At 29.8% G+C, this 24543-nt stretch carries 26 protein-coding genes; 16 read left to right on the top strand and 10 right to left on the bottom strand.

From position 1 onward, the window contains the following. The first annotated feature begins 13 nt into the window (after nt 1-13). The 4 genes from KQI86_RS15685 (at nt 14) to KQI86_RS15670 (ending at nt 4355) form a co-directional block, all read left to right on the top strand. The gene (locus tag KQI86_RS15685; protein ID WP_216440337.1) at nt 14-1087 is read left to right on the top strand and encodes a pyridoxal-phosphate-dependent aminotransferase family protein; all 1074 of its coding nucleotides are present in this window, start codon (nt 14-16) and stop codon (nt 1085-1087) included. A gap of 28 nt (nt 1088-1115) precedes the next feature. Further along, nucleotides 1116-2459: a Gfo/Idh/MocA family oxidoreductase gene (locus KQI86_RS15680; protein ID WP_216440335.1), complete on the top strand. Its 1344-nt coding sequence runs from the start codon at nt 1116-1118 to the stop codon at nt 2457-2459. 187 nt (nt 2460-2646) lie between these two features. Beyond that, the gene (gene galE / locus KQI86_RS15675) at nt 2647-3684 is read left to right on the top strand and encodes a UDP-glucose 4-epimerase GalE (RefSeq protein WP_216440334.1); all 1038 of its coding nucleotides are present in this window, start codon (nt 2647-2649) and stop codon (nt 3682-3684) included. A gap of 182 nt (nt 3685-3866) precedes the next feature. Further along, nucleotides 3867-4355 carry a VanZ family protein gene (locus KQI86_RS15670; RefSeq protein WP_216440333.1) on the top strand — a complete coding sequence of 163 codons (489 nt, stop codon included), beginning with the start codon at nt 3867-3869 and terminating at the stop codon, nt 4353-4355. A 126-nt stretch (nt 4356-4481) separates the two neighbouring features. Here the strand turns inward: KQI86_RS15670 and KQI86_RS15665 are convergent, their stop codons facing one another. The 3 genes from KQI86_RS15665 to KQI86_RS15655 form a co-directional block, all read right to left on the bottom strand. Then, entirely contained in the window at nt 4482-4796 is a 315-nt protein-coding gene (locus tag KQI86_RS15665) for a cupin domain-containing protein (RefSeq protein WP_216440332.1), read from the bottom strand. Nucleotides 4797-4985: 189 nt separating this feature from the next. Further along, the gene (locus KQI86_RS15660; RefSeq protein WP_216440331.1) at nt 4986-5753 is read right to left on the bottom strand and encodes a polysaccharide deacetylase family protein; all 768 of its coding nucleotides are present in this window, start codon (nt 5751-5753) and stop codon (nt 4986-4988) included. 128 nt (nt 5754-5881) lie between these two features. Further along, a complete protein-coding gene (locus KQI86_RS15655) occupies nt 5882-6505 on the bottom strand; it encodes a sigma-70 family RNA polymerase sigma factor (RefSeq protein WP_216440330.1) in 624 nt (207 codons plus the stop codon). Nucleotides 6506-6814: 309 nt separating this feature from the next. Here KQI86_RS15655 and KQI86_RS15650 point away from each other — a divergent pair, with 309 nt between their 5' ends. Next, on the top strand, nt 6815-7888 hold the full coding sequence (locus KQI86_RS15650) for a M14 family metallopeptidase (RefSeq protein ID WP_216440329.1): 1074 nt from the start codon (nt 6815-6817) through the stop codon (nt 7886-7888). A 166-nt stretch (nt 7889-8054) separates the two neighbouring features. On the opposite strand, the gene KQI86_RS15645 is transcribed toward KQI86_RS15650, so the two are convergent. From KQI86_RS15645 to KQI86_RS15630, 4 genes are all read right to left on the bottom strand, one after another. Beyond that, the gene (locus KQI86_RS15645; protein ID WP_216440328.1) at nt 8055-8267 is read right to left on the bottom strand and encodes a DUF2922 domain-containing protein; all 213 of its coding nucleotides are present in this window, start codon (nt 8265-8267) and stop codon (nt 8055-8057) included. A gap of 20 nt (nt 8268-8287) precedes the next feature. Further along, nucleotides 8288-8512, bottom strand: a complete 225-nt coding sequence (locus KQI86_RS15640) for a DUF1659 domain-containing protein (RefSeq protein WP_216440327.1) — start codon at nt 8510-8512, stop codon at nt 8288-8290. 128 nt (nt 8513-8640) lie between these two features. Then, on the bottom strand, nt 8641-9036 hold the full coding sequence (locus KQI86_RS15635) for a helix-turn-helix domain-containing protein (protein WP_216440326.1): 396 nt from the start codon (nt 9034-9036) through the stop codon (nt 8641-8643). Further along, nucleotides 9029-9583, bottom strand: a complete 555-nt coding sequence (locus KQI86_RS15630) for a sigma-70 family RNA polymerase sigma factor (RefSeq protein WP_216440325.1) — start codon at nt 9581-9583, stop codon at nt 9029-9031. Before KQI86_RS15630 ends, KQI86_RS15635 begins: the two co-directional genes overlap by 8 nt. A 277-nt stretch (nt 9584-9860) precedes the next feature. On the opposite strand from KQI86_RS15630, the gene KQI86_RS15625 reads away from it, so the two are divergent. The 9 genes from KQI86_RS15625 (at nt 9861) to KQI86_RS15590 (ending at nt 17154) form a co-directional block, all read left to right on the top strand. Then, entirely contained in the window at nt 9861-11471 is a 1611-nt protein-coding gene (locus KQI86_RS15625) for a HAMP domain-containing methyl-accepting chemotaxis protein (RefSeq protein WP_216440324.1), read from the top strand. A 336-nt stretch (nt 11472-11807) separates the two neighbouring features. Beyond that, complete coding sequence (locus tag KQI86_RS15620) at nt 11808-12368, top strand: sigma-70 family RNA polymerase sigma factor (RefSeq protein ID WP_216440323.1); 561 nt, start codon at nt 11808-11810, stop codon at nt 12366-12368. Nucleotides 12369-12370: 2 nt separating this feature from the next. Further along, complete coding sequence (locus KQI86_RS15615) at nt 12371-13336, top strand: DUF4367 domain-containing protein (protein ID WP_216440322.1); 966 nt, start codon at nt 12371-12373, stop codon at nt 13334-13336. Between the two features lie 193 nt (nt 13337-13529). Continuing rightward, the gene (locus KQI86_RS20235; protein ID WP_246582856.1) at nt 13530-13838 is read left to right on the top strand and encodes a nucleotidyltransferase domain-containing protein; all 309 of its coding nucleotides are present in this window, start codon (nt 13530-13532) and stop codon (nt 13836-13838) included. Then, nucleotides 13831-14091 carry a HEPN domain-containing protein gene (locus tag KQI86_RS20230; protein ID WP_246582855.1) on the top strand — a complete coding sequence of 87 codons (261 nt, stop codon included), beginning with the start codon at nt 13831-13833 and terminating at the stop codon, nt 14089-14091. Before KQI86_RS20235 ends, KQI86_RS20230 begins: the two co-directional genes overlap by 8 nt. 26 nt (nt 14092-14117) lie before the next feature. Then, nucleotides 14118-14780 carry a nucleotidyltransferase substrate binding protein gene (locus KQI86_RS15605; protein WP_216440320.1) on the top strand — a complete coding sequence of 221 codons (663 nt, stop codon included), beginning with the start codon at nt 14118-14120 and terminating at the stop codon, nt 14778-14780. A 260-nt stretch (nt 14781-15040) separates the two neighbouring features. Further along, nucleotides 15041-15424, top strand: a complete 384-nt coding sequence (locus KQI86_RS15600) for a hypothetical protein (RefSeq protein ID WP_216440319.1) — start codon at nt 15041-15043, stop codon at nt 15422-15424. Further along, nucleotides 15414-16223 carry an ImmA/IrrE family metallo-endopeptidase gene (locus KQI86_RS15595; protein ID WP_216440318.1) on the top strand — a complete coding sequence of 270 codons (810 nt, stop codon included), beginning with the start codon at nt 15414-15416 and terminating at the stop codon, nt 16221-16223. Before KQI86_RS15600 ends, KQI86_RS15595 begins: the two co-directional genes overlap by 11 nt. After that, complete coding sequence (locus KQI86_RS15590; RefSeq protein ID WP_216440317.1) at nt 16216-17154, top strand: transposase; 939 nt, start codon at nt 16216-16218, stop codon at nt 17152-17154. Before KQI86_RS15595 ends, KQI86_RS15590 begins: the two co-directional genes overlap by 8 nt. 100 nt (nt 17155-17254) lie before the next feature. On the opposite strand, the gene KQI86_RS15585 is transcribed toward KQI86_RS15590, so the two are convergent. Next, nucleotides 17255-18685, bottom strand: coding sequence for an esterase/lipase family protein (locus tag KQI86_RS15585; protein ID WP_216440316.1), 1431 nt, complete (start codon nt 18683-18685; stop codon nt 17255-17257). Nucleotides 18686-19014: 329 nt separating this feature from the next. On the opposite strand from KQI86_RS15585, the gene KQI86_RS15580 reads away from it, so the two are divergent. Continuing rightward, the gene (locus tag KQI86_RS15580; protein WP_343216186.1) at nt 19015-21051 is read left to right on the top strand and encodes a methyl-accepting chemotaxis protein; all 2037 of its coding nucleotides are present in this window, start codon (nt 19015-19017) and stop codon (nt 21049-21051) included. A 44-nt stretch (nt 21052-21095) separates the two neighbouring features. On the opposite strand, the gene KQI86_RS15575 is transcribed toward KQI86_RS15580, so the two are convergent. Together KQI86_RS15575 and KQI86_RS15570 are read right to left on the bottom strand one after the other, a co-directional pair. Continuing rightward, entirely contained in the window at nt 21096-21986 is an 891-nt protein-coding gene (locus KQI86_RS15575) for an alpha/beta hydrolase family protein (RefSeq protein WP_216440313.1), read from the bottom strand. A 94-nt stretch (nt 21987-22080) separates the two neighbouring features. Further along, nucleotides 22081-22458 (bottom strand): hypothetical protein, encoded by a 378-nt coding sequence (locus KQI86_RS15570; RefSeq protein ID WP_216440312.1) that lies wholly within the window; start codon nt 22456-22458, stop codon nt 22081-22083. A 339-nt stretch (nt 22459-22797) separates the two neighbouring features. Between KQI86_RS15570 and KQI86_RS15565 the strand changes: the two genes are divergently transcribed. Beyond that, a complete protein-coding gene (locus KQI86_RS15565; RefSeq protein WP_246582854.1) occupies nt 22798-24498 on the top strand; it encodes a methyl-accepting chemotaxis protein in 1701 nt (566 codons plus the stop codon). Nucleotides 24499-24543 lie beyond the last annotated feature (45 nt).

Raw genomic sequence — 24543 nt, 5'->3', positions numbered from 1 at the left:
GTAGGTAATAACTATGCAGAATTTTACAGTAGGTCCTGTTCAGTCAAATGAAGCAGTCAGGGCAATTGGCTATGAACAGGTTCCTTATTTTAGAACACCAGAATTTTCAGCTGTGATGTTGGAAAATGAAAAACTTGTAAAGAAATTTGCAAAGGCTGATGATGATGCACGAGTTGTATTTATCACGGGTTCTGGTACGGCTTCTATGGAAGCAACAGTAATGAACGTGTTCACAGAAAATGATAAAGTGTTGATAGTGAACGGTGGTAGCTTTGGGCATCGTTTCGTCCAGCTGTGCCAGATTCATGGTGTACCGTTTACCGAAATTAAGATTGATTCCGGTAAAGCACTGACAGCAGAGATGCTTCAGCCGTATGAGAGTCAAGACTATACCGGTTTTATTGTGAATGTCCATGAAACCTCAACTGGTGTTCATTATGATATAGAAATGATCAACGATTTTTGCAAACGTAATAGTCTGTTTTTAGTGGTAGATGCAATTAGCTCATTCCTAGCGGATCCTTTTAATATGAAAGCACTGAATGTCGATGTGATGATTACTGGCTCTCAGAAAGCATTAGCTTGCCCACCAGGAATTTCTGTTATTGTACTTTCACCTAGAGCAGTTAATCGAGTTAATAAGAATTCTGCTAAGTGTATGTACTTTGATTTGAAGAGTGCACTGAAGAATGGAGAACGTGGACAAACACCTTTTACACCTGCTGTGGGTATACTGCGCCAGATTAATGCAAGGCTGAAAGAAATAGATGAAGCTGGTGGTGTAGAGAGCGAAATAAATAAGATTGCTATGGTTGCAAATGATTTTCGGGAAAAGATCAAGGATATGCCTTTTGAGATTGTTTCAGAATCTATGTCGAATGCTGTGACACCATTGCAACCATTGAATGCATCTGCATATGATATTTTTACAATTCTCAAGGATGAATATGAAATCTGGGTATGTCCGAATGGTGGAGAGTTAGCGGATAAACTGTTTCGAGTAGGTCATATTGGTGCGCTTACTAAGGACGATAACACTAAATTGGTTGAGGCCATGAAGGATATGCAGAGGAGAGGATTGCTGTAATTATATTTGATGAGTGGAGGTGTTCAGCATGACGAAAGTCATCACATATGGTACATATGACTTGTTACACTATGGTCATATTAGATTGTTGGAAAGAGCAAAGGGGCTAGGTGATTATTTAATTGTTGGTGTGACTGCGGATGACTTTGACAAAACACGTGGGAAAATCAATGTACAACAATCATTGATGGAGCGAATCGAAGCTGTTCGTTCCATCGGTATTGCAGATGAAATAATTGTCGAGGAATATGAAGGGCAGAAGATTGATGATATCAGAAGATTAAACGTTGATATTTTCACAGTTGGCTCTGATTGGGTTGGAAAATTTGACTACTTGAACGAGTATTGCAAGGTCGTTTATTTGGATAGAACACAAGGAGTTTCCAGCAGTGATATTCGCACACAAAAGCGTGAAATTCGTATGGGATTAGTTGGAGAATCAACAGTTCTTGATAAATTTGCCGAAGAAAGTACCTATGTGAATGGAGTGAAAATTACTGGTATTTGCACTCAGAACTTAAGCTATCTTTCGAATGCACTAAAGCAATTGCCTTGTGTGACGCCAAATTTTGATGAATTAGTGGAACAAGTTGATGCATTATACATAATTTCTCATCCGGATAGGCATTATGATCAAATTCGAAATGCACTCAAAAAAGGAAAGCACGTGCTTTGTGAATCCCCCATTGCTATGAGTTTTGAACAATGTAGGGAGCTGTTTCAACTTGCAAAAGAAAATAACTGTGTTTTGATTGAATCAATAAAGACAGCATATTCGACAGCGTATTCCCGACTTCTTCTTCTTGCTAAAAGCGGACGGATTGGTCGAATAGTTTCTGTTGATGCAACATGTACAAGCTTGCGAAAAATCAACTTTGAAGATAGAAATGAGATGGATATAACATGGAATAGTCTTTGTGCTTGGGGACCAACAGCTTTGTTGCCCATTTTTCAGCTGCTTGGTATCGATTATGCAAGAAAACAGATTATTTCATGTGTAGCAGAGGAAGAGAGAAAGTATGATGCATTTACTAAAATAGATTTTATTTATCCTAATGCAGTTGCATCTGTCAAAGTTGGAAAAGGTGTAAAATCAGAGGGAGAACTTGTAGTGTCCGGCACACAAGGATATATCTACGTCCCTGCTCCATGGTGGAAAACAGATTATTTTGAGATTCGATATGAAAATCCGGAACAGAATAAAAGATATTTCTATCAACTGGATGGAGAAGGTATTAGGTATGAAATTGTTGCATTTATTAAATCGATAGAAACAGGGAAGAGTAATTCGTATATTGATGAACAGGTGTCTGAAGCAATAGTAGGTATTGTTGAAGATTTCTATAACGGTACTGATGTGGTGAAAATCTGATTTCTATGATTCATATGAATAGTAGCAAGCTTTATCAGGCAAAGTCTTCCTTCGTAAAGACTCCAGGGAATTATGAACAAAATGTGAATAAAAAAGAATAGGCAGTCAGAGAAATCTGACTGTTTTTATGAAAACAAATAAATGAATAATACATAATACAGTTTGGTTATATAAGGAGGGGAAAAGAATGAACATATTAGTAACCGGCGGAGCCGGATATATAGGCTCACATACATGTGTAGCTTTGATTGAAGCAGGGCATACAGTTATTGTTGCAGATAATCTTTGTAACAGTAAAGCTGATACTATAGATAAAATAAAACAAATAACAAATGGAAAAATAATTTTTTACAAAATAGATGTTACCGATGAAATAGCAGTAAATACTATATTTGCTACTCATCAGATAGATGGAATTATTCATTTTGCTGGTCTTAAGGCTGTAGGTGAATCTATAGAAAAACCTCTTGAGTACTATTATAACAATTTAATAAGTACAATGATTCTTTGCAAGGCGTGCCAGAAATATGGTGTAAAAAAAATTGTTTTTAGTTCCTCAGCTACAGTATATGGAAATAATGTTGTACCTTTTAAAGAAACTATGGAATTATTGCCTACTACAAATCCTTATGGTGAAACTAAAGCTATGAGTGAAAGAATTATAACAGATATAGTTAAAGTGAATCCATATATGTCTGCAGCACTCCTCAGATACTTCAATCCAGTAGGGGCTCATGAAAGCGGATTAATTGGTGAAGCACCTAATGGAACCCCAAACAATTTAATGCCTTATATAACTAAGGTAGCTAAAGGACAACTAGAAAAATTATATGTTTTCGGAAATGACTATCCAACAGTGGATGGAACAGGAGTAAGGGATTATATTCATGTTATGGATCTTGCAGAAGGACACGTAGCAGCTCTAAATTGCATTAGTGAAGGTGTACATATATATAATTTAGGTACAGGTCAAGGGACCTCTGTTTTACAGCTTGTTAAGGTATTTGAAAAAGCAAATGCTACTGAAGTACCTTATGAAATTATAAATCGTAGACCAGGGGATATTGCTGAATGTTATGCCAATGTTTCAAAGGCTGCGAAAGAATTAGGCTGGAAAGCTAAACGAGGAATAGTAGAGATGTGTAGGGATGCTTGGATATTTGAGAAATATAGTGAACTAAGTAAAGAATCTGATATTGAAGTTGCAGCGACTAAAGAGAGATAAATATTAAGCTCAATAATCTAAATAGTAAGCTCGTCTACGCCTCGCTAAGGGGCCAGACCTCGCTAGAAAATTATAATTTCAAAGCAAAGATAAAATTATATTAGATATTTAGACTCTATACTTAACAATGCGACAATATAACTTGTTATTTGAGAATAGTAACAAGATTAGGAGTAAAGTAAATGCGTAAATTTCTACCATGGATAGCTATTATTTTTTGGATGGTAGTTATTTTTAAACTATCATCTCAGCCAGCAGTTCAATCTGGTGAATTGAGTGGAATGATAACGAATATCAATATAAAAATCATAGAAAAGATAAGACCTAATACACAATTAAATATAATAAAATTTCATCGTATAGTAAGAAAGAATGCTCATTTTTTTATATATTTAGGACTTGGAGTATTAACTATAAATTTTTTAAAAAGAAGAGGAGTAAAGGGATATAAGAGTATAATTTTTGCTTTACTTATTTGTATCCTTTATGCTATAAGTGATGAAGTGCATCAAATTTTTGTACCCGGCAGGGCAGCCCAAGTTAAGGATGTAATAATTGATAGTGCTGGAGCTTGTTTTGGAATTTTGTTGTACATAGGATTAGGCAAAATAAAAAAATGGAAAAAAATAAGGCATGGACATTCATCTATTAATGACAATACAAATATATAATCAAGTACAAAAACAGAGCAAATTAATGCTCTGCTTTATTTTTATGAAAAATAAAATACAAACCAACTAAAAAGAAGGTGGTGTAACAGCGAAAATAACGCTTGTGTTTTCATTAAAGGGATTTTCTCATTTATGGTTCATATGAGGGAAAGTTCTAATACTATCACCTGTATTAAGTATATAGACATATTCAGCTAAATAGAGACGAACCTTACCTTCTATTACATAAGCGGCCCCTTCTCCGCCATGACACATGGGCTCATCTGAATAACAATAACCAGGGATTAATTTCATTAGACCATATTCAATATCTCCAGATAAATCAGGAGATAAGAGTTCATATGAAAAACCTTTGCTTTCAGGGAAAATTATTCTTTTCCTTTTATCAGCTCTAACTATTAGATTTTTAGTATCAGTTGAACTTATAAAAAAATTAAACAATGGAATATCTAAAGACTTTGCTATGAGTTTTAAAATGTTTATTTAGGGATTAGCTAAGCCTCTTTCAATTTATTAGATAAAAATAACATATAAAAATACATAATTTAAAAAATAAAATATATAATTACAACGGATGAAAACCACGTTAAGTAGAAACTTAGCGTGGTTTTTTGATTTTAAAAGAAATATTTACATTTCGTCAAATTCATTCATTATTCTTTTTTCAAACCCTTCTATTCCCATATGGCCACTTATAAAAACCCTTCTTAATTCATATAATCCATCACTTATATTTGCAAATCCTCTTTTTGTAGTTAAGGCCATTTTGTATCCTGCTTCTTTTATGTCTTCTATTACTTCTTTGTTGAATCTTCCAAAGGGGTATGTTATATAGTTAACTTCTTTATCTAATAATTTTTCAATGGTATTTTTTGATTTCTTTAAGTTTTCTAATCTATCATCTTTTGATAGCTTGTCTAATTTCGAATGATCAGTGGTGTGATTTTCTATATCTATTCCATTTAAAGATAACTCTTTTAATTGGTCTGAGTTCATAAAATATGAACTATTGTCTATATAATCTGTTATAGTAAAAATAGTAGCCTTAAGTCCAAATTCTTTTAATATAGGATAGGCATTTTCATAATTATCAGTGTACCCATCGTCAAAGGTTATGACTACAGACTTGTCCGAAAAAGGTATTTCATTTGTTAAATGACTATATAGCTCATCTAATGTTAATGTTTTATAATTATTATCCTTAAGGTATTTCATATGCTCATAAAAAGTATCCTTTGGCACTGTAAATAATCCTTTTTCATCTTTAGATATAGAATGATACATTAACACTGGAATAGAAAATTCTTTTTGATTTTTTGAATAGGAAGGATTCAAAAATCCAGGTAAAACAAACACAGCTATTAATATAGCTATTAAAACTTTATATCTTTTCTTCAAAGGTCTCACTTCCTTAATGTAATAATATGATGTCTTCTGTTGTCTTATGCTGTCTTGTACTGTCTAATTCATTATATCACTATTACAAGTATATGGCATAATTTCCATGGAAATGTGTATAAATTTTTTCATTCATCTACCCTAATCTTCCATTCTCCCTCCATAAAAACTAATTTTTTTCGCAACCTATATTTTAATTTTCTAGCGGTTTCGTAGGTGATGTCATTTTTAACTGCAAATTCTTTAATGCAAAAATCCTCATTTGTTAATAGTTCTAATAAGTAATTTCTTAGTCTTGGGGGAAGCTTGCCTGCTAAATAATTTTCTATAGTTTGGCGAAGTAGTATTTCAGCATAGTGATCATTGTTGGTTTTATCCTCTATTGTATTTATTCGCTCAACACCTTCATATATTTCATCATTGATACTAAAAACAGTTATACCATTTTTGTATTTTCTTAGAGTTTTTGTGATCATGTGCCTAAAAGAATTATCTATGGTCCTATAGCAAAATTTATAAAAGCATTTTAGGTTATCTCCTTGAAAATTTGGTATGCTCCTCCAAAGGTAAACGTATACATTTTGAGTGGCGTCTTCAAGCTCAATATTTTTTATTTTACCAGAATAGCATTTTTTATAATACTTGCTTTTAATATAAGTCTCAAAGGTGTTGATTAAAATTTTCCCACATATATTCTCAGCCTTTTCAACCTTCCTTAAAAATTTCTTAACCCCCATAGTTTCAATTGTCAATATAATCCCATCCTTTCATACATTATACTTTCATATATAACATATAAACGCATAATTTCCGTAAAATGGGTAATGATTGAATGAAAAATAAAGGCAAAGAGTGATCTGTCCTTCATCTTTTCATCACCTCCTTATATAAACACAAAGAGGGAAGAATTTGTCTTAAAATGCAAATGTAATGTTTTTAATAATATATTAAATAGAGAAAAAATATCAAAAAATAATTGGAAATTATTTCTGGATTTTGACAAAATAATACTTGGTTATGACTTATAATAAAGGAGTAATGATTAAAAAAGGAGGAATATTATGAAGAAGAAAATATCAATAATTACTGCTCTAGGCTTAACAATGGTGCTCGCCACTTCTGCTACTATTTATGCAGGGGAGAAGCCATTAAAGCCAAATGGACCTTGGATAACTGAAACTCAAAATGTAAATTTAAGCAGCCTACATAACTACGAGGAATTAACAAAAACATTAAAACAAATTGAAAAATCATCAAAGGGAGCTATGGAGTTAACTGTAGCTGGGAAGTCAAATCAAGGAAAAGACATATACCTAGCTAAGGTTGGAAATGGATCTAAGAGTGTTATGATAATAACCCAACAGCATGGAAATGAGCCCCTTGGAACAGAAGCTGCATTAGAAGTACTAAAATTTTTATCTACAGGGAATAAAAATGTTCAGGACATATTAAAAGAAGTAACCGTTTATATTGTGCCTAGGGTAAATGTAGATGGAACAGAAGTACAGCATAGATACAATGTAGACCCAACAGCTCCTAAGGTTAATTATGCAGTAGAAGGTGTTGGTTATGACATGAACAGATGGCATTGGCAGAATTGGGAGGATAGTCCTCTCTATAAAAAGGATGGAGGGAAAACTTACCCAACAAATCCAGTTCCAGAAGCTGTAGCTGTATTAAATGCATATAAAGAAATTAAGCCAGAATGGGTAATAGACTTACATCATCAAGGAACTTACATTAATGAGGAAAATGGTAATATGATAAAAACTTCAATACTTTGGCCTACAGATCCAAAAGCTAAGCCAGAAGCTGTAGAATTATCTAAAAAGATGTGTTCTGTTATTTATACTGATTTAGAGAAGTATGGATTTGCAGAAGTTAGCTTATATGATGGCGGAGCTTATGAAGGTATAGCTAGAAATTCATATGGTATTGCAGGTTCAGGAAGTGTTTTAATTGAAATGAGAGGAAATATGCAATCCCTTGGACAAAAATCTTCAGGATATTTAACAAGAACCTTTGTGGAAGCTATGATGTCCTTAATTTCTTCAACTGCTGATGGTTCTTTATATGAAGCTGATATAAGTATAGCAGAAAATATTCCGAAGACAGGACCTTCTGTAAAGAAATAAGTTAGTTTCACTTAGGCGTGTAGGTAGATCTTACTCAAAATATGATTATAGGGGATAACTCTAACTTAAATTTTATCTAGAGTTATCTCTTTTGTTGTTTATAGAATTATAAAGGCAAAGGGGGTTTTGGCCTTTGCCTTAAGAGTAAAATGTTTTTAGATTATGCTTAATCAATTTCTCTAGTTGTTCTATCAACTATTTTAGCTGAGTCCTTGGATACTAAATCTCCGTCCTTAGTTTGAAATACATTTTTATCTATGACTACATCCATTGCTTTATTGATTTCTTCAGCGGTTAAGCTTTCTTTAACATTATTAAGTGTGATGTTTGATTTTTTACCACCTACGTTTACAAAGGTCATAACTAAACTTCTAGCCAACTAAAACCCCTCCTTTAATTTTAATGATCAATTATTACGCTATCATCTTGCTTTTTAAGACCTATAACCTCATGTTCTAATAGTGGAGAGAATGCATTAGCTATTTGGAAAAGATCATCATCTAAAGCGTCAATTTTAATAGAAGAAAATCTTTGTCTTCTGATTATATCCTTTCCATCCTCGTTTTGACCAATGCTGTACTCCAAAATTAAACTGGTTTTGAACTTGTCTGCTCTAGCAGCCATGATATCAACTCCCTTCACTATTACATATGCACTATTTAAAAAAGTGAGGAAGTTTTTAAATTTTATATTACTGAAACTTCACTATATTTAATCTCTCCATCTCTTTTTAATAGAGCTTTCTCCAGAAGTTAAAAATTATATTTTCTTTGGGGGTAGTCACTAAACCTATCTAACTTAGATTTATATGTTTTACTTTCTTTTTTAGTTGATTTGGTTTTTATGTTATCTATGATGATGTTATATTTATCTATGTAAAGTTTCTCAGTTTTCCTAACTAATGTATAAATGCTTGAGTTTGAGCCTCTTCTTTGTATTCTAATTAAATTGTTAAACTCTAATTCTCTTAAATATCTTCTAATGGTTCTAGTGCATTTTCCCATATCATTAGCTAGAGTTTTTTGAGAGGGAAAACAACTATCCTTTTTTCCGTAACAATAAGTTGATAAAATGCTGTATAGCTTAAAAGCTCCCATGCTTATGTCCATATGTATTATTTCCTTTGATAAAAGAGTAAAATTATCCATCCATCATAGCCCCCTTAAGTTTCTTAATAGTTTTATCTTTTAAATATCTAGCTTTGTTGTAGGAAATATTGTTTTTTATGGCATAGTCCTTTAATTTTTTTCTCTCAAAATATATCCAGTTAATTATATATATTTCTTCTTTGGATAGCTTTTTTAAAGCAGAATATAGATTTTTATACTCCTCTTTTTTAATAAAATCCTCTTCTATATCCTCTGTGCTTTTTAGAGTATCCTCTATATAAATATCCTCGCCTATTTCTTTATTTAGGCTTGCCTCATAGTTTTCCTTACATTCCTTTCTTATCAAATAGTAAAAATTATTTTTAATTGCCATAGCTGCATATCCAATAAAGTTTTTCTTGCTCATATCGTATTTATCTAGAGCCTTTAATAGAGATAGATTTCCTATTTGAATTAAATCTTCCCTATCATAGCCTTTTAAGTATACCTTCGATGATTCTTTCATAATTAAAGGGGTTAAAGCTTTAATCAACTCCTCTAAAGAAGACTTATCTCCCTTTTTAGCTTTATCAACTAAACTCTCCACATCCCTCATTAATTCATCACCTCGTATATGTATAAACACAAAAGACTAGGAAGGTGTCCATTTTTTATATACTATTAAGTTTTAATTATTCTCTTATATTTATTCTATGGGCATTTTTGTCCTATTGTATAGGACATGTATGTAACATTATGGGGGACAGTTATGTCCTATTAATTGGGGGAAATATCTAATATGAAAAAGAAGAACTTAGATGTTGTTTTCTTAATATTATATATTAGCAAAGGAGTAGATGATTGATATGAAATTTATCAGTAATATGAAGATTAGAAGTAAATTAATGTTATCTTCTCTATCTATGCTTATAATCATTGTAGCGGTAGGAGTTATTGGGATAATTGGCATAAAGATAATTGATAGGAATACTGATACTATATATTCATACAATTTGAAGAGTATAGATAATTCGCATCTTATAATGGAAAATATATTAAATGACAAAGCAGAATTACAAGGAATAGTTTTTATTAAAGATAAAGCAGAAATAGAGAAGAGAATTGAGAATATAAATAAAATAAAAAATGATAATATAGAGATAATGAATAATTATGAAAAACATCCGTTATCCACTGATGCTATAGGGCTTTGGAGTGATTTTAAAGACAAGTTTTTAGAATATAGAAAAGTTCAAGATAATACAATAAAGCTTATGAAAAATCTTCAATATGAACAAGCACATATATATCTGCCTAAAGTTCAAGAATCAAGAGAAGAGATGTTTACACTACTAAATGAATTAATAGATATGAACTATGAAATTGCTAAAAAAAATAACGAAATGAACAATGCAATATGTAATAAAATAATAATTACAATGATTATAGTTATCATATTAGGATTAGGGATATCAATAGTTTTATCCATAATAATATCAAAATATATAGCTAATTCCATTGAAGAAGGTTTAAAATCTGCAAAAGCTGTGGGGGAAGGAGACTTAACTTATAAAATTGATATAAAATCTAAGGATGAGTTAGGTGAATTAGAAAGAGAATTAGATGTGGCAGAAAATAAGGTTAAAGATTTGGTAGAAAATATAATTAAACAATCCAATGAGGGAAATATACAAAGTGAAGTACTGTTAAATAGTATAGAAAATATAAGTAAAAAACTTCAGAATATAAATGCCTACGCTCAAAAGATAGTAGATGAGATATTGGACAATAATGATATAGCAGAAGAGATTACAGCTTCAATTGAAGAAATAAACACAGCTGTTAATGAATTATCACAAGAATCTATAGAAGGAAATAAGGAAAAAGAAAAAAATATAATAGAAGCTATAGAAGATGATAAGGTGGTTAAAGAGATTAAAATAATGGCAGAGGCTATTGCAAATATTGCAGATCAAACTAATCTTTTAGCTTTAAATGCAACTATAGAAGCAGCTAGAGCAGGGGAGACAGGAAATGGTTTTGCAGTGGTTGCAGATGAAATAAGAAAGCTTGCAGAACAATCTAATGCCAATGTTTATAATATACAAGAGGTCATTGAAAAAGTAGAGAATGCCTTTGAGAATTTATCATATAATTCTAAGCTGTTTATGGATTTTATTAATAATAATGTTAGAAAAGATTATGATTTATTTTTAGAAATGGGAAATAATTATGAAAAGGATGTAAAGTCTATAAATGAAATGTCTCAGAATATCGCAGCCATGTCTGAAGAAATTAATATAACTATAGAAGAAATATCAAAGCTTATTCAAAATATATCAAAATCTTTAAATAATAGTGGGGAAAGTTCCGATGAAATATTATCCAGTATAAATGAAACCACAGATAATACGAGTAAAATAACAACTGAAGCAGAAGAGCAAATAGAAATAGCTACTAGACTAGATGACTTAGTTAAAAAAATTAAAGTTTAAATGGATCTTCAATGAATATTTTAAACGATTAAAAGGTGGGTAAATTTTTAAAAAATAAATATAGATAGATTTTATCTTAATCATAAAAATCACGCTAAGCGAAAATTTAGCGTGATTTTTTATTTTTGTATGAAACTTTATTTTAAAAAGTTAAAATAAATAGGGATGTGTGTTTAATTTTACTATAATGTAATGGAATGGAAAGTTTTGCGTATTAACATATGAAGATTACTTAGCTAAGTAAAAAAGTTAAGGCATATGAAATGAAATAATAGTTCAAATGAGTTAATCTATTAGTCTTTTGAATATGCCTAATGAAAGGAAGAAATTTTAAATATGCAGCAGCTTGCAGTGAATGATTCTCTTAATGAAAGAGAAATCAAAAAAATAGTATGTGCAGAGGAAGAACTTACTAATATATTTAATAATTATTACAAAAGAGTCTACAACTATATATATTATCGAGTTAATTGCGATTATACAGCAGAAGACTTAACAAGCCAGGTTTTTGAAAAAATAATGCTTAAAATTAAAACATATTCAGAGGGAAAAGCTCCCTTTGAAGTGTGGGTGTTTGCTATAGCTAGAAATGTAGTAAATGATTATTTTAGAAGTTTAAAGAAACATCAATTTTTTTCTCTTGACACAATTAAGGAATTAGTATCGAAAGAAAAAACTCCGGAAAGTATGGTTGTAACAGCAGAAACTAATGCTAAACTTTCAAAAGCCTTGGATATTTTGAATAAAAGAGAGAGAAATATTGTAGCACTTAAATTTGGGGCAAATATAAAAAATAAGGAAATCGCACAAATATTAAATATTAGTGAAAGTAATGTTGGGGTAATACTTTACCGTACAATGAAAAAATTAAAATCAGAAATGGAGAAAGGGGAGTAGCCATGAAGAAAAAAAGCATTGAAGATAAATTTTCATTAGACATAGACGCTTACTTTAATGGCATAGAAGATCCTAATAACTTAAATTCCCAAGAATACAATGAAATTTTAAAGTTGGGAAAGACTTTAGTGGAGCAAGATTTTAGTAAAAACAGTAATAAGGAAGCTGTGTTCGATAGAGTTTTAAAAAATATAAATGAAAATAAAGGAGATAATAATATGAAAAAGTTAAATAAAAAGTCTTATATAGCTAAAATAGCATCAGTTGCAGCAGTAGGAGTAATCAGTGTTTCTTTAGTAAAACCAGCATTTGCACGTGAAATAGCAGATAAAATAATAAAAACAATATCTTTAGGGCATATAAGTGTTGTACAGGTAGAAAGTTCTAAAGTGGAAAGTATGCCTGTTCCAGAAGAATTTAAAGGTAAAATTTTCGATAAACATGGAAATAAAATAGAAATAGTTACAAAGGAAAATGCTGAGGATATGTATACAGCAAAGGGTGAAAAAATTGCTAACCTTTCAAATGGAAAAATAATCACTGTAGAGCAAGAGGAAAAAATGAGAAAAGAAGGAATGTTGGAATTAAAAGATCCTAATGAATTAAGCGATTATCTTAGTTTTGAAGCTAAGCTTCCTTCTTATCTGCCAGAAGGTTATAAATTTGAGAGAGCAGAACTTTACAAGAGAGAGGATGGAAGCATAGGCGATAAAGTTATTGATTTATGGTTTGTTAACGAGAAAACAGAAAAAACTATTTATATGCAACAAAGATTTGCTTGTGAAGAAATGAAATATGCGGATGGAACAGAGGGAACAGTTGAAGAAGTAAAGATTAATGGTGTAGATGCAGTAATAATTGATGATAGATCTATTGACTGGGAATATAACAATGTACTTTATGGTTTATCAGGTAGAGGAAATATTTCAAAGGATGAACTAATAAAGATTGCAGAATCTATTAAATAATATCTATGTTCTATTATTAAAAATTAATATTATATTCAAATTGTAAAATTATCAAACCTCAGCTATAGGTAATTGCCTTTAGCTGAGGTTTTTACTTAATATCTTAGAATTAACAAGTTTATCTAAGCAGTGTTTAAACATTACATAAACTAGGATATAATAAGACTATAGTATTCTGAAGGGTTTGATTAATATGATGCCATTTAAAGAAGAAATAGATAACATTAAAAATCAAATAATTAATAGATATAAACCATATAAAATAATACTTTTTGGTTCTTGTGCTACTGGGTGTGCTAAAGAAGATAGCGATATTGATTTATGTATAATTTTAAATTATGAAGATAAGCAGGAAGCCTTAATGGATTTGTTAATGAACATAGAATATGATAGAGATGTGGATTTTATTCTTTATAGACCAGGGGAATGGGAGAAATATAAAGAAGATACCACTACTTTTGCAAGCTTAATTAATAGAAAAGGAGTTACAATCTATGGTTGATACATTAAAATATAAAGATTGGTCTGAAGTAGCTAAAAAAGATCTACATGGAGCTAAAATTCTTTACGAAAAAGCATCAACACATGATAAAGAATTTAGAAAGTTTATAAAGGATTGCGCATTATTGAATGGATATTATATTGAAACTAGATATCCAGCAGAAGATCCACTAATTGCAGAAGAGGAAGATGTTAAGGATGGATTTAAATTTGCAGAAGAAATAATAAGTTTTATTGATATGAGTATTCAATAGTAAATTAGGAGAGGGATCAATTTTATATGAATAAAAATATTTACTGGCAGCAAAGATTATCTAATTATAAAAAAGCTATAGCGCAGTTGACAGAGTTTATAGAAAAAGATGAGTTAGATAGATTTGAAATTAAAGGTTTAATACAATGCTTTGAATATACTTTTGAGTTAGCATTGGAGACTATGAAAGCGTATCTTGAACAGGAAGAGTTTGAGGTGAAAAGTCCAAGAGCTACAATGCAAAATGCTCTTAAAATTGGGTTGATCGCAGATGAGAAGATTTGGATTGATGCACTAGAAAAGAGAAATTTAATTCAAAATACCTATGACGTAGAGGTGGCAAAAGAATCAGAAGAACTTATTCGTAAATCTTATTATCCTATTATTAAAGAATTACATTCTAAATTGGGAGAATGTATATTGAAAAAAGATATAGAAGAATTAGGTATGCCAATCATATCACTACAAACAGATAGTTTTCATATATTTGCAAATCCAGTAAAAATGATTGACTTAGATGTAAGTTACGTTTTTGAGGATGAAAACAATAAAATAATTGCGTTTTTTCTAAAAAAAGGAATAAGTTTAGAACCTTGTCTTAAGCCAGCAAGCATAGATGACTGTAAAAGATGTTATAAGGTTTCAACAGATTCAAAAGGATTCATAAATACATATATCTATTGGCGATAATATAAAGATATATAATTAAATACAAAATGGAGCAGGTTAAAGAAAGATTAATCTGCTCTGTTTTTTTATGTGTGCCCAAGATGAACTACAGTATAACATTTTTGATTGATTGCATATTATATAATTACAATGATTAATATCATTAAATAATATTTTTAAATCTAAAAACTTATTAAAAATAGAAAAATATTTTAATTTTATTAAAACATTGAATACGAATATCATATTATGATACAATATAAAAGAGGAGAGTGATAGATATGATGAATTTTACTAAGAATATTAATGATTACGTTTCATTTTATAAAATAAAGCAAACATTTATTGTTAATCAAACAGGAATTGAAAAAAATAAGCTTTCAAGGTTATTGAATGGTAAACAAGATATTGTGTACGAAGATATGATTTTGATTTCGAAAGCCCTAGGTAAAGAAGTAGAATATTTTATGCAGGACAATCTAAAACTAGAGGCCTCAGAATATAAGGACACATCTTCCATAGCTTTCTATATGGGAGAACCTGACCAAAGTAAAATAGAATTAGCTAACAAAGTTTTTGATTTTTTAGAGCACATTGATGCTATTTTAGGAGTACGCAAGAAAATAGAAAAGGATTCATTAGAGGTTTTAGATTATGGAATTTAATAGATTTAAGAGAACTATAACAAACAATAGAAAGTTTGAAACGAGTGTCAAGGAAGCACTAAATGAGTTTAATAACAGAGTTCAATGGTCTGGTGATATCCCTAAAATTATGAAGGAAATAGGTAAAAAACTAGATGTGTTGATTTTTGAAATTCCTATGAAAGATAGTGAATTTGGAGCTGTATATTTGGACACAACATATAGTAAATATTTGCTTTTAAATTCAAATCAACCTAGAAGTAAGATGTATTTTTCTTTTTGTCATGACCTTTACCATATCATAAAAGGTACACCAGATTATATTAATGAAAGAAGAGAAGTATATTTTAATCATGAATATACTGGCGATGAAAATGAATGTAAAGCTAATTTGTTTGCAGCTAATTTATTAATGCCTGAATATGAATTTAAAAAAATGTATGAATTATATAATAACGATAGTGAAGATACACTTTATACTATCATAAAATTGATGAATTATTTTAATTCACCATATGTGGCGGTATTATTAAGATTGTTTGAGTTAAATATTTTTGGAAATGATGATTTGAAAGGATTAAATAACTTTTTAGAATTAGAAATGAATGATGTTGAAAAACTGTTTGATGAATTGTGGATTGATAAGGAAATATTAACTCCAACTTTAAAAGATGAGATGGGACACATTTTTAATATTATAAAAAAAGAAGGGGAATATCTTCTGAAAAAGCAGTTGATTTCAGAATACGATTTTAAAAACATTCAAAAAAATATAGAACTATTCTATAATGAAATTAAACTAGAGGGGAAAGATGAATAAAAAATATACAGAAATCCCCTTTAATTTTAATGATTTTAAGAATTATCTTGTAGTTAATAAAGTTGAAGTTATAAAATGTATTTTTAATTCTGAAAAATGTTTTTTCTATGATACTTGTTCTATTCAACATCACTCTAATTCTAAAAATAGAAAATATATTATTGACTATTTAAAAAGTAAGAACGCAACCATAATACTTACTAGAACAGTTTTAATGGAGTTAAGTCCAAATTCTTTTGAAGTTAATGAAGTACAAATAGAATATTTCAAGGAATTGTACAATAATGGAGTAAAAATTTTATTGTTTGATGAAGAATACGTGTATGATTGCTTGAAAGAAGTTTTTAGCAAAAGTAATGAAGAATTAAATTTATTGTTAGGATATGCAGTAAAAGAAGTTAGCAAGCATAAAGGTAAAGTTTACCAGATATTAGAAGGTATGGATACCTCTTTAAAAGTGAAAATAAAAGGTAATAATCCTGGTAAATTAGAACTTTTTTCAAGGTTTTTTAATGAGGCCAGAAGTAATAAACAGGAACATGACAGCTTAGCAGAAGAATTAATTTTTATTTGTATCATAATACTTACAAGCATACCATATTTAGCAGATGATATTAAATATATATTCTTTAGCAACGATTTGGCTACAAGAAGTAAGGTTATTCAACTAGTAGATTATATATTAAAGAATCATAATAAAAGGGAACCCTATCAATTAACTACAGCTACAATGGTCTATAAAATGCATAGGGAAAGTATTTTGAATAGCAAGGAAGAAATGATAGAAATTATGAGCAGTACATATGGCATAGGTAATGCTAATATATATTATGTAGGTGAATATGATATTACTCAAGTAAATGGTAAATTTACATTAGAAGAAATAGTAGATAAAATAATTAATGATAATGGCTTTAAAATAATGTACTAAATTTAAAAAATGCCTTAGGTAAAAGACTAGCTTACTGTAAGCATAATAAGCTAGTCTTATTTCAATATTGTATATAATGCTTCTTTTAAAATTTACATATTTATTTTGCTAAATTAGTTAAAACGTTTGCATAATTAATATACCAGTCTTTAACGTTACTAAATGTACCTACTATATCCATATGATCCGTGTTTATAATTAGAGGCATTGCATTCCATTGACCAATTTTAGCTCCACCATTATATTGTTCAATAACATCATGGGAGCCTAATTTTGGCCCACTTTGACTGATGCAATTTACAACACCATCATTTGGAAACCATTTATTATCAATAGTAGGAAGACCTTCTTCGTTACGTGTATATCTACCCATTAAGTTTGCTGTTACATAAAACAACGGATTCATTGGACCAATTTGTGCTAGAGAGTTACCAGTAAGTATTGATTCTATAGTGGCTTGGGTTGTCCAAGAAAAATAATATACATTTGGTTGAGCCTTTACCCATGAATTAAGCTCCTGTGCACCCTTTGTTGATAAATCATAGGTTGCGATATCTGTTGTGCTATCCCAGATATCGCTTTCTAAAACTTTTTTTATATAATCAAGTTGAGATTCATCTTCTTGTTTATTTAGTCCCCACTGATCTAATTTAAAATCATATAATGAACTAAAGAAATCATTTGTACCTGTTATTGTTCCTAATACACCAAATGCAGTACTTAATAAATCTATTGCTGGAATTAAATCTGCAAAAGTTGTTCCATCATTAGGTGTGGATATAGTGGTAACACTATGAACCCAGTGTTTTCCTCCTTCAAATAATGGGGAAATATTTTCTTGTCCGCAATTTATTTCATCTTTACTACCTTCACTTAATAGTTGGGTAAGTGTACGTATAGTTTGTCCACCCATACTGTGGCCTATTAAATGTATTTTATTTTCATTACTTATGTTTTTGTATAAACCTGGATATGTTCTACCATATCTATTATGTCCAAATTTTTTAGCGTGAGCTTCGCCGTAATCTACTGTTCCACCCACTATGTAAGCATAAAGTTCGCAGGCTCTATCCCAGTTACTAGATACTGGACCTACTGTTGCTGTATAGGTTTCATAGCCTGAAGTAATTAACTCTTCTTGAAGATCTACTACTCCTCCCCAATATTTGTATGATAACAATTCCTCTCTTCCAAATCCCATAAAACCATGAACTAGAATGATGGGATAATTGTTAGCTTGTGTCATATTCAGAGCATTAAGTTTTGGAAACTCTAGTGGAGCTATTTCATTAACATCTTCTTGGTTAAATTCTTCTTTTTCCAGGTCTATTAGATTATTCATCTCTTCTATTTTAGGTAAATTTATTATATCTTCTGTAGATCTTATGTCTTCTTTATCAGGAGTTACTTCCACACTTTGTTGAGTGTTTTCTTTTTCCCCTACAGCCCTAACATTTGTTGAAAGACCCGTCAGTACCATGGAAAATGTTAATAAAGCGATACTTGCTATTTTGGTTAAAGTTTTCTTCATTTTAATCCCCCCAATTTTTATTTTTCTCTTAAATACTATTCCGTAAATTTAATATAATTACTAAATAAAGAAAATTGTATACAATTTCTTTTTGGAATAATTTATAGGTGATTAATTAGTTTTTAAGGGGGAAGTGAATTGTTCGCATACTAACCATTTTTTTCAAAACTTCCGAAAAAATTTTTAATACAAATAAAAAATACAGCATAAAATGTCAAAATATGAAACTATTATTAAAAATATTTGTATTTTATTCGACAATATAAGTATTAAAGAAAGGAGTAGTTAGATGAAAAAGTTGATATTTTATGAGGAGGTTGAAAGGCGCAGTGAAGAAAATAAAGCTAATAAAAAATAAAAGTAACAAAAAATCTATTAAATCTAAAACCTTAATGACACCATTAGTTATAATGCTAATCATAATTTCCATATTATCAGGTGCAGCAATAAATGTATCTAAGAGAAAGATAATGGATCAGATGAGAATGGATGGTATGAATTTAGCAAAGCAAGTATCCAATGATATTGGGAAAAATGAAGAAATCTTAACTGAATTAAATAAAATTGTAGAAGATAATATTAGAAATATAGGTAAATTAGTAAATGGGAATATATCATCTATGAATAATGACTATCTAAAAGATGTAGCAAAAACCTTTAATATAGATGAAATTAATGTATCAGATGCATCAGGAAAGGTTATATATTCTAATATACCTGCTATTATAAATACTAGCTATAATGATCAAGAGATGGTTCTCCGTATTATAAAAGGTGAGAAAGATGAATTCATGGAGGACATAAGGAAAAGTGTAGATGATAATAATTATTATAAATATGGATATGTTAAGAAAAATGGCGGAGGGGTTATACAAATAGGTATGCTCGCCAATAAAATTGAAGAAATGAGCAATAGCATGGATTTACAAAAGCTATTGGATGATTTGGCAAAAGATGAAGGTATGGAGTATGCATTGATTATAGATAAGAATTTAAAAATTACCGCTCATAGTGAGAGGGATAGAATTGGCAACACCGTAGATGATATAGGTAGTAAGACTGCAGCGGTAGACAGTGAACCATATTCTTCAACTATTCTATATAAAGATAGTATAGAGGTTTATGATGTATTAGTTCCTTTATATAAATCTGGAGTTCATATAGGGGCATTGAATATAGGACTTTCTATGGAAAATGTACAAAATGCTATAAAAGAAATGGGAACCATTATAATTGTAATATCTATAATATGTTTTATTTTATTAGCATTAATTATGATATCTGTATCTAAAAGTATTATTAGTCCTATTAATGATCTGGTTCAGGTATCAGAAAGAGTATCTAAAGGTGAATTCGATGTAGAGATTAATGTTAAAAATGATGATGAATTAGGAATTTTAGCAAAAGGCTTTAAAGAGATGTGTTATAGCTTAAAACATACTATAGGCATTATAAAAAATGAAAGTGATAAAGTAAATATTGGATCTCGAAGCTTAAATGACAATGCAGATAAAATGACTAATATTACTTCAGAGGTAGCTTTAGCAGTACAGGATATAGCACAGGGATCTTCAGAACAAACAGGAGATTTGATGGAAACCGTAAATTATATGGCTAATTTATCTGAAGAGCTTCAAAATATTCATGAAAAAATAGTTATTATAAAAAATAATTCTAATGAGACAGAAAATAAAGCTAGAGTAGGAAAAGAAGAAATAGATAATTTATTAAAATCTATAGAAAATATAAAAGATGCTTTTGATGTAGTTTCCAATAAGATTAGTGGATTAAATATTAGTGTGTTAAAGATAGGAAGTATAACTGATGTTATAAATAATATATCAGAACAAACAAATCTTTTAGCTTTAAATGCGGCTATAGAAGCGGCTAGGGCTGGTGAGGCAGGAAGAGGTTTTGCTGTAGTGGCAGATCAAGTTAGAAATTTGGCGGAGCAATCAAAGAACTCTATTTCTGAAATTCAAGGTTTAGTACATAATATAAAAAATGAAACTGACAATGTAATGGAAACCTCTAATAGTGTTAAAAATCTTGTAGAGGATCAGACAGGCATAGCTGAAAACACTAAAGTATCTTTAAATGATATGTTAAATTCTGTAGTTGGTATAGCTCCTCTAATAGATGATTTATATAAATCTGTTGAAAACACTGTAGAATCTAAGGAAATAGTATTAGAAAAGGTAAAAACTATATCTTTAGTATCTGAGAAAAATGCTGCAGCTTCAGAGGAGATTGCAGCTTCAGCAGAGGAGATGACTGCAGGAGCTTCTGAATTATCTAGTTTTTCTTTTGATCTAAAAGAAGTAGCAGAAAAACTTAATGAAGAAACGGAAAAATTTAAAATATAATAAGGATTTTTTGAATAAGCTGAGAAATAGAGTGGCAAGCCACTCTATTTCTTTTCCACATATGAATCAAATATATCTGCACTTAACTGTATAGCTTCATATAGGGAGTCATTATGATCTCCATCTATAACTATTAGTTTATATGGTACATCAAATTTTTTTGCTTGCTTTTCAAATTGTTTTGATAAGTACATTATTCCTACATCGTCTTTACCCACGAAGGAATAAACAGGTGTTTTTATACTATTTGCATATTCATAAGATGAACGTATATGTATTTCGTCTTCATTATATTCAAATGGTATACGTTCTTTTCTTTGCTCAAAATAAATTTCAGTACCATAGGATGCACCGTTAGTAGCAATGGCTTTGTATGGTGAATCTGTTAATGATGCTAAAACTCCTAAAGAGCCTCCTGCACTATGGCCCATTAAAAATATATTATTCTCATCAACATAAGGAAGCTTGGCCAAATATTTTCCAGCAGCTATACAATCCTTTACTTCACCATAAAAGTATTCAAAATTACCTGGATTCCCATTTTCACCACGAACCATAGGCGTCATAACTACATAGCCGCGATCAATATAGTCCTCTGCAACAGCCCAATCAATTTCATCAAATGCAAAGCCGCCATGCATGAAAACCACAGCAGGATATTTATAACCATCCTTTGGGTCATTTAAAACCCATGCCTTTAGTTTTAATCCATTAGACTCATATTCAACTTGTGAAACATATGATGGAGGAGTTGAATTTTCATATTCATCAATTGAAGGAGCTTTTTTTACAAAAGATGATTGAAAAGTTTGTATATCCTTCTCGTAAGAGCCAGAGAAGTTATTATTCTTAGGGGAATTACTACTAGAACAACCCGCTAAAAATATTGAACACAGTAAAATTATCGCAAAAATATTATAAGTTTTTTTACTCATAGAATCTCCTTTGCTTTTTAACTTTTTTTCTAAATTATAAACAGTTATAAAATAAAAATATGAATTTACTAAAAGATTAGACCTGGGATAAATTTTAATAAAATTCTATTGATGTATTTTCTTTATCTTTCATATTTTTATGATAATAAAATGTTCCTCTTATTCCTTGTATATAAATTCCACCAGCTATAATTAACCATACAGTACCAGTAACCCTTCCTTGGGAAATTATCATAATAATTTTGTCTATTATAAAGTAAATAAATAGTAATATTGCACACACTCTACTCTTTTTATATACTCCAAATGCAAGTCCCAATACCATAAGAATATCAATAATGATCAAATAGTTCATGTACACATCCATAAGGCCTACTTGAGATAATATAAATAAAATAAACATTACAGAACTAGAAAAAGTTGCCCACATCCATGCATTTTTTATAGAATTTAGTGCTTTTTGCTCGTCCATAAATTTTCCTCCTTTAAATAATTAATTATATATTAATTTAAATTTTGATTTCCATAATAAATATACATTCTATATTTTTACAAAATCTAGAATATTATATCATAAATTTAATATATTTCAAAGATATATTAAAAATAAATTAATATAATTTAAAATTAAATTATAAAATATATTAAAATGTTACGAGGAAAAAATGATAAAAGAATATAATAATATAAAATATTCTGAAAAAAACAATGAGAAATGCAGATAAACATGGTATAATTTGTTTAAAGAGTATTTGGTAATATAATCAATTTATTGCAGTATATTGTTAAAACATTTTGGGGAGGGAGTAAATTGAAAAAATTATTTAAGAATTTGAAAGTATCTACTACTATGATAATTTTGTCAATTATTGCGATAATCTCTAACTTGATTATTGGGGCATATGGCGTAACTGGTATAGCTAGAATCAACAATAATGCTTTAGCTATCTATGAAGATGGGTTGATTCCTATCACTAACATATCTGAAATAAGAGAAAATTTTGTGTTAATAAGACTAAACTGTGCAAATGCGGATTTAAATTTTGATGAAAAATATATGAGCCGCATAGATGAAAGTGATAAGAAAATAATGAAAAACATTAATGAGTACAAGTCTAATTCTGATGAAACACAATTAAAATATCTAAAGACTTTTGAGGAGAGTTATAAAACTTATTTAGACATAGCAAAAAAATCCGTTATGTCCTCTAAAGGAGGGAGTCCTTTATCAAAAGAAGAAGCAGATAAAATAACAGAAATGGGGATGCAAATAGAAAGTTTTTTAAATGACTTTCAAGATTACAATATTAAATTGGCAGAAAAACATAAGAGGGAAAGTAATGAAATATTTACTAGCAATAGAGCTATACTTCTAATAATTATAGCTTCTTGTATAATAATTTTTGCTTCATTATCCATGGGCACTGTGAAGAATTTCAAAAGATTTTTAAAAGAAATAGATTGTACATTAAAGGAAATGTCCTCAGGAAATTTAGATTTAGAACTTAAAGAAGATGGAAGAAATGAATTTGAAAAAATGAAAATGTACATACAAAATACAATAAATAATTTTGGAAATATTATAAAAAGCTTAAAGGAGAAAAGCAATTTAATAAATGCATCATGTGAGAATTTAAGTGCAGTTTCAGAGGAAATGGCATCTTCCTCTGAAAATATATCAACTGCTATAAATGGTGTGGCAAAGGGTACTGGGGAGCAAGCGGAAAATTTAGTGGGCATAATTAGTATATTAGATAGATTTGACAACAACATTAAAGAAATGGTTAATAGATTAAATGAAGTGAACAATGTTTCAAATGAAATTGCTACTACTGCCAATGGAAGCAGCAATAAGATGAAAAACTTAGAGGGTTCCTTTGAATATGTAGAACAATCCTTTGAAAATTTTGTAGGGAAGATAGACAGTTTGGGTAAAAATATAAATAAAATAGACGAGATAACTATACTTATAAATAATATATCCGAGCAAACAAATTTACTTTCATTAAATGCGGCAATTGAAGCTGCAAGAGCAGGGGAGTCCGGCAAGGGGTTTGCAGTAGTTGCAGAGGAAATAAGAAAATTAGCAGAGCAAAGTAAAAAGTCATCAAACAATATAAGTGTCCTCATAAGTGAAATATCAAAAGAGACTAAAAATATTGTACAATCTACTGGACATATAGATAAAGAGTTAAAAGATTCTTCCTATGTAATAAAGGATTCATTGGATTCTTTTGAAAATATTATTATATCTATTGAAGAAATAGTACCTAAGATAAATGCTTTAAATAAATCAGCAACATCTATAGATGAAGAGAAGAATAGTATATTTGAAAAGATAGTAGGAGCATCATCTATTGCTGAGGAGACATCTGCTTCATCAGAACAAATAGCAGCTTCTTCACAGGAAATGAATTTTTCAGCAGAAGAGGTAGCAAGAACGGCTACGGATTTAGGTGGATTAACTAGTGAATTATTAAAAGAAGTAAATGTGTTTAAAATTAAGGAATAAAGCTTTCCATATAATCACTTAAATATTTATTGTTGCTTGTTTTTA

This window comes from Clostridium mobile, from assembly GCF_018918285.1.
GTDB lineage: Bacteria > Bacillota > Clostridia > Clostridiales > Clostridiaceae > Clostridium_AW > Clostridium_AW mobile.
Note: the sequence above shows the minus strand (reverse complement) of the source record. Positions and strands in the feature narration are given on the sequence as shown.